General features: G+C 42.0%; 3 protein-coding genes and 1 pseudogene. 1 reads left to right on the top strand and 3 read right to left on the bottom strand.

Going from position 1 to position 4,779, the window contains the following annotated elements; genetic code table 11:
* A pseudogene (locus tag B4F08_RS14315) lies at positions 1-181 on the top strand (IS5/IS1182 family transposase); the annotation flags it as partial.
* A gap of 549 nt (positions 182-730) precedes the next feature.
* Here B4F08_RS14315 and B4F08_RS14320 read toward each other — a convergent pair.
* From B4F08_RS14320 to B4F08_RS14330, 3 genes are all read right to left on the bottom strand, one after another.
* Complete coding sequence (locus B4F08_RS14320; protein ID WP_110973885.1) at positions 731-2,194, bottom strand: amino acid permease; 1,464 nt, start codon at positions 2,192-2,194, stop codon at positions 731-733.
* Positions 2,195-2,203: 9 nt separating this feature from the next.
* Positions 2,204-3,229 carry a class I SAM-dependent methyltransferase gene (locus tag B4F08_RS14325; protein WP_291374925.1) on the bottom strand — a complete coding sequence of 342 codons (1,026 nt, stop codon included), beginning with the start codon at positions 3,227-3,229 and terminating at the stop codon, positions 2,204-2,206.
* Positions 3,230-3,296: 67 nt separating this feature from the next.
* Positions 3,297-4,667 carry a uracil-xanthine permease family protein gene (locus B4F08_RS14330; RefSeq protein ID WP_291374926.1) on the bottom strand — a complete coding sequence of 457 codons (1,371 nt, stop codon included), beginning with the start codon at positions 4,665-4,667 and terminating at the stop codon, positions 3,297-3,299.
* Positions 4,668-4,779 lie beyond the last annotated feature (112 nt).

Below are 4,779 nucleotides of genomic sequence, written 5' to 3' on the forward strand. Positions count from 1 at the left end.
AAAATGGTCGGGTTATCACCGTCGTAGTTTGGCGGAAACCAAGATGCATTGCATCAAATTATTAGGAGATAAGCTGACGGCAAGACATTTTCAAAGTCAGGTCAATGAAATTCATGCGCGTGTGGCAGTTCTGAATAGATTTACGGAATTAGGTAGACCTCACACCCAAGTTGTCACTTAAATTTGAATGGATTGGGGAAAACTCAGCTTTTGAATGTTTATGCAACAAAGCCGGATGAGTCTAAGAGGAATGATAAGGGTATTTACATTTATTCCTGCTTCATGACATTGATAATAGCTTTACCTTTAGAGTAAATGGATAATTCTAGTTATTTAACTTTACAAGGATGTGTTTGCCAACGAAATAATATTTCCAACTTGGAGCCACTTGAAACTACTTTATTTTCTGTCTAAAAAATAGATCGCGATCAGTGCTCAACAAGCTGTCTTCTTGAGTTGTGGCAGTGCGAATTTGGAGCTAAACCAAGTACGTTCTTTTTACTGCGTAAGTATGTCAATTGTTCATCTCACAAGTGAGTGGATACTAGTTGCAGAATATTAACTAATTTTAGGCTAGATTCGAATTATAGCTATCGGTTTTATGTGACTTTAATAATTGAACTATCTTATTGAAAATTGAATTATTAATTGATGTGTTATGGTTTGAGTTAAACAATAAATGATGATAATAAAAAACAGCCCGAAGACTGTCTTTTATTATGAAAGGATTTTAATCACGATCGGGGTTCATTGGACTGACATCCATCTCTTGATAAGAAACCAGTTTGGTTTTGTATTTCCACTTATAGCCTAACCAAATGATCAAGAACAAGAAAATACCAATATAGGTCGATAGAACAGAGAGCCATTCGCCATCAAGTACTGCTTGGTAGTTTTGACCTAAAACAACAATGGTACACAGAATAAAGGCAAACCATGGAGCAAAAGGGAAGAATTTGGCACGATAGGCTAGATCTTCAATTTTATGTCCTTGCGCAACATAACCTTTACGGAAACGATAGTGTGAAACAGCAATCCCTAACCAGACGATAAAACCACACATACCTGACATATTGAGCAGCCAGTTAAATACCTGCTTTTCACCAATAAAGGTAGTTAAGAAGCAAAGTGCGGCAATTGCTGTGGTCGCATAAAGGGCATTCATAGGTACGCCACGACGATCCAATTTTGAAAATGCTTTTGGTGCGCTACCATTTTGGGCCATGTCGAACAACATACGTGTTGACGAATACATTCCTGAGTTACCGGCTGAAAGAATGGCTGTTAAAATTACAGCATTCATTACACTGGCTGCAAAGGCAAAACCTGCTTTTTCATAGAGTAGAGTAAAGGGAGAGAGTGTAATATTCTCAGATGAAGCGGCTTGAAGGAGCAAGGGATCATCATAAGAAATCAGGGTGCCAATAATGAAAATACACACGACATAAAACAGAAGAATACGCCAAAAAATCTGTTTGATGGCGATTGGAATGGTTTTCTGCGGATCTTTTGATTCACCTGCAGCAACGCCAACCATCTCGGTACCTTGAAACGAGAACCCCGCAATCATCGCCACACCAATTAGTGCAGATAAACCACCAACAAATGGGGCTTCACCTTTGGTCCAGTTTGCAAATGTAGATACACCTGGTGTCATCATAATTTTAACAATCATGAAAATACCAATAATGATGAACACGATAATGGCAAGGACTTTGACTAAAGAAAAGAAAAATTCACTTTCACCAAAGCCTTTGACGGTGAGTGCGTTGATCCCAAAGACAACAGCTAGAAATAAGGCACTCCAGTAAAAACCGGGCAGGTCGGGGAACCAGAATTTCATAATGAATTGGACGGCAACCAATTCAAATGCCACCGTAATCGCCCAGTTATACCAATAGTTCCAGCCGAGGGCGAAACCAAAACCACCTTCAACATACTTGGTACCATAGGTGAAAAATGCACCCGATGTTGGGTTGTGTGTTGCCAACTCACCAAGACTGGTCATGAGAAAGTAAATCATCACACCAATTAAGCAGTAGGCCAATAACGCCCCGCCTGGACCAGCATTTGCAATGGTTGCACCTGAGGCAAGGAATAAACCTGTGCCAATTGAACCACCAATGGCGATCATATTCAGATGGCGAGCTCCAAGCTTTCGCTTGAGTTGAGCTGGTTGAGTCGTTTCGCTCATCATTGTTCCTTAAGATTTCTTTTGTGTGCTAGCAAACAGCACTTTAAAGCCTTGTTGATCGGCTTTGGTTGTACATTGGCCAAAACTTTGCTCAATGAGTAATGGATAATTCAGAAAGCGATTGGCAACAATCCACAACTCACCATCTGATTTGAGATGGCGGCGGGATGTTTTGCATAAATTTTCGCTGGCATTGTAATCTGTATGAATGCCCTGATGGAATGGGGGATTACTGACGATTGCGTGTAAAAATAGTGGCGCATCCTCAATTCCGCGAACTGCTTTGATCTCAAGTTGTTCTGGTAAAAGATTATTTTTTTCAAAAGTCATTTTTGTTGAAGCCAGTGCAAAGGCATCGACATCCAGTGCAAAGATACGATTTTTCGGATTTAACTTGGCTAAATAAGCACTAATCACACCAGCACCACAGCCAAAGTCTGCAATTTTGCCAGAGGTGACGTGGGAAAGGTGAGGCAATAACACGGCTGTTCCTACGTCTAGACGGTTTTGACTAAACACCCCCGGCAATGCGCAAATCTGTAATTCACCTTTTGGGGTGAGCACTGTGTAGTGCTGTGCCCAATCGACCAAAGGTTTTGCGGTTACGGTTTTTTCGGTGATCAATTGCCACATTTGGCAATGTCGGGCACTGTCTAATTTGAGTGTTTTACCAAATGGTTGTAGCTGTTTTGAAGCACGTTCTACACCGCCTTTCTTTTCACCGACTAAAAAGATTGATGTGCCTACGGCCAAACGACTGACCAGTTGGTGCAAGGCGTAATTGAGAAGCTCTTTTGATTTTGGAACAAATACAATGGCTTGATCAAAAGCGACATCTGGTAAATCTGTACCAAAATGCACATCACTTTGTTGGTTTTGGAAATATTGTAATTCGTTAAAATTCCATGTCCAAAAATGTGGCTCTACAACCCCAGTAAGTTGCGTATTTAATTCGTCACACGGTGCATTGACCAGTAAGACTGAACCAGAGAGAAATTCCTGCTGGCGAAGAACAACTTCACTTCGTGGATCCATTTTATATACTCCATAGTAAAAACGATGCCCAGACAGTGCTGGGCTACGTGCATACTGAAATGAAAACTTATTTCTTCGGCTCAGGAAGAATAATGTTTAATAACAATGCTGCAATACCGCCTGTCGCAACACCTGAACTAAAGATGTTACGGAATAATTCTGGCAAATGTTCCAAAATTTGTGGAACTTGTGCAACACCTAAACCGAGCGCCAGCGAAATGGCAATGATCAGTAGTGCTCGGCGGTCAAGGTGAACACCCGAAAGAATATTAATCCCTGATGCGGCAACAGCACCGAACATCACCATCACAGCACCACCTAGAACAGCTTGAGGTACTGCCTGAATCACACCTGCAACCGCAGGCAGTAAACCTAGAATCACCAATAGCGCAGCAATCCAGATGCCGACATAACGACTCGCCACCCCAGTAAGTTGAATCACGCCATTGTTTTGGGCAAAGACCGAGCTAGGGAAGGTATTGAAAATACCTGCAAGCAAAGAATTTGCACCATTCACCAAGACACCACCTTTAATACGCTCCATCCATGTTGAACCATCGACAGGTTGGTTGGAGAGTTTAGACGTTGCTGTAATATCGCCAATCGCCTCTAAAGAGGTCACAAGGTAAATAAAGGCCATTGGAATAAACAAGCTCCAAGAGAAGTCTAAACCAAAGTGCATGGGGGTTGGAACTTGAACTAGGGGGGCGTCCTGAACACCCGAAAAGTCAAGATGCCCCATAAAGCCAGCCAATATATAACCGACAATCAGTGCGATTAAAATAGCCGAGCTTTTCACCCAAGTAATACGAATACGGTTCAAGATGATGATCAATGCCAGCACTGTACACGACATGATGAGATTGTCTGGATTGGCAAAAGTGTTGTTTGACATGGCTTGATAGCCACCACCCATGCTGATGAGACCTTCTTTGATGAGCGTCAAACCTATCAATAACACCACAATGCCTGTTACCAATGGGGTAATGAGCATTTTCACCCAAGGTAGGATGCGTGACACGCCCATTTCAATAAATGAACCTGCGATTACTACACCAAAAATGGCAGCCATGACGGATTCTACAGGAGTACCTGCAGCAACCATGGCAGAGCCAATTCCAATAATTGGACCGATAAAGTTAAAACTGGTCCCTTGCACAATCAGTAAGCCTGCGCCCAAAGGTCCAACTTTTTTACATTGTAAGAAGGTTGCAACACCTGAGATGACCAATGACATGGATAAAATCATGTTGGTATCTTCTTTCGACACACCAAGCGCTAAACAAATCAGCAAACCTGGCGTAACGATTGGGACGATAATGGCAAGGAGGTGCTGAAAAGCAGCAAGAAAAGCAATAAGTGGACGAGGGCGGTCATTTAAACCATAGACCAAATCAAGCTGATCTGGCTGATTAGGGGGGAGATTCTGATCAGACATAAGTCAAAAGATATTAGCAATGTGGCGCCATTCTAATCGCTTTACACGGCTTTACAAAATTAATTGCACACCACTTATCAAAAAAAACGAGTCTGTCAATAAACTGTCACTA

Source organism: Acinetobacter sp. UBA6720 (assembly GCF_002454215.1).
GTDB lineage: Bacteria > Pseudomonadota > Gammaproteobacteria > Pseudomonadales > Moraxellaceae > Acinetobacter.

What these genes read in the sequence shown, in the direction of transcription:
- B4F08_RS14320 (WP_110973885.1), bottom strand. Translation starts at nt 2,194, where the DNA reads ATGAGCGAAACGACTCAACCAGCTCAACTCAAGCGAAAGCTTGGAGCT.
- B4F08_RS14325 (WP_291374925.1), bottom strand. Translation starts at nt 3,229, where the DNA reads ATGGATCCACGAAGTGAAGTTGTTCTTCGCCAGCAGGAATTTCTCTCT.
- B4F08_RS14330 (WP_291374926.1), bottom strand. Translation starts at nt 4,667, where the DNA reads ATGTCTGATCAGAATCTCCCCCCTAATCAGCCAGATCAGCTTGATTTG.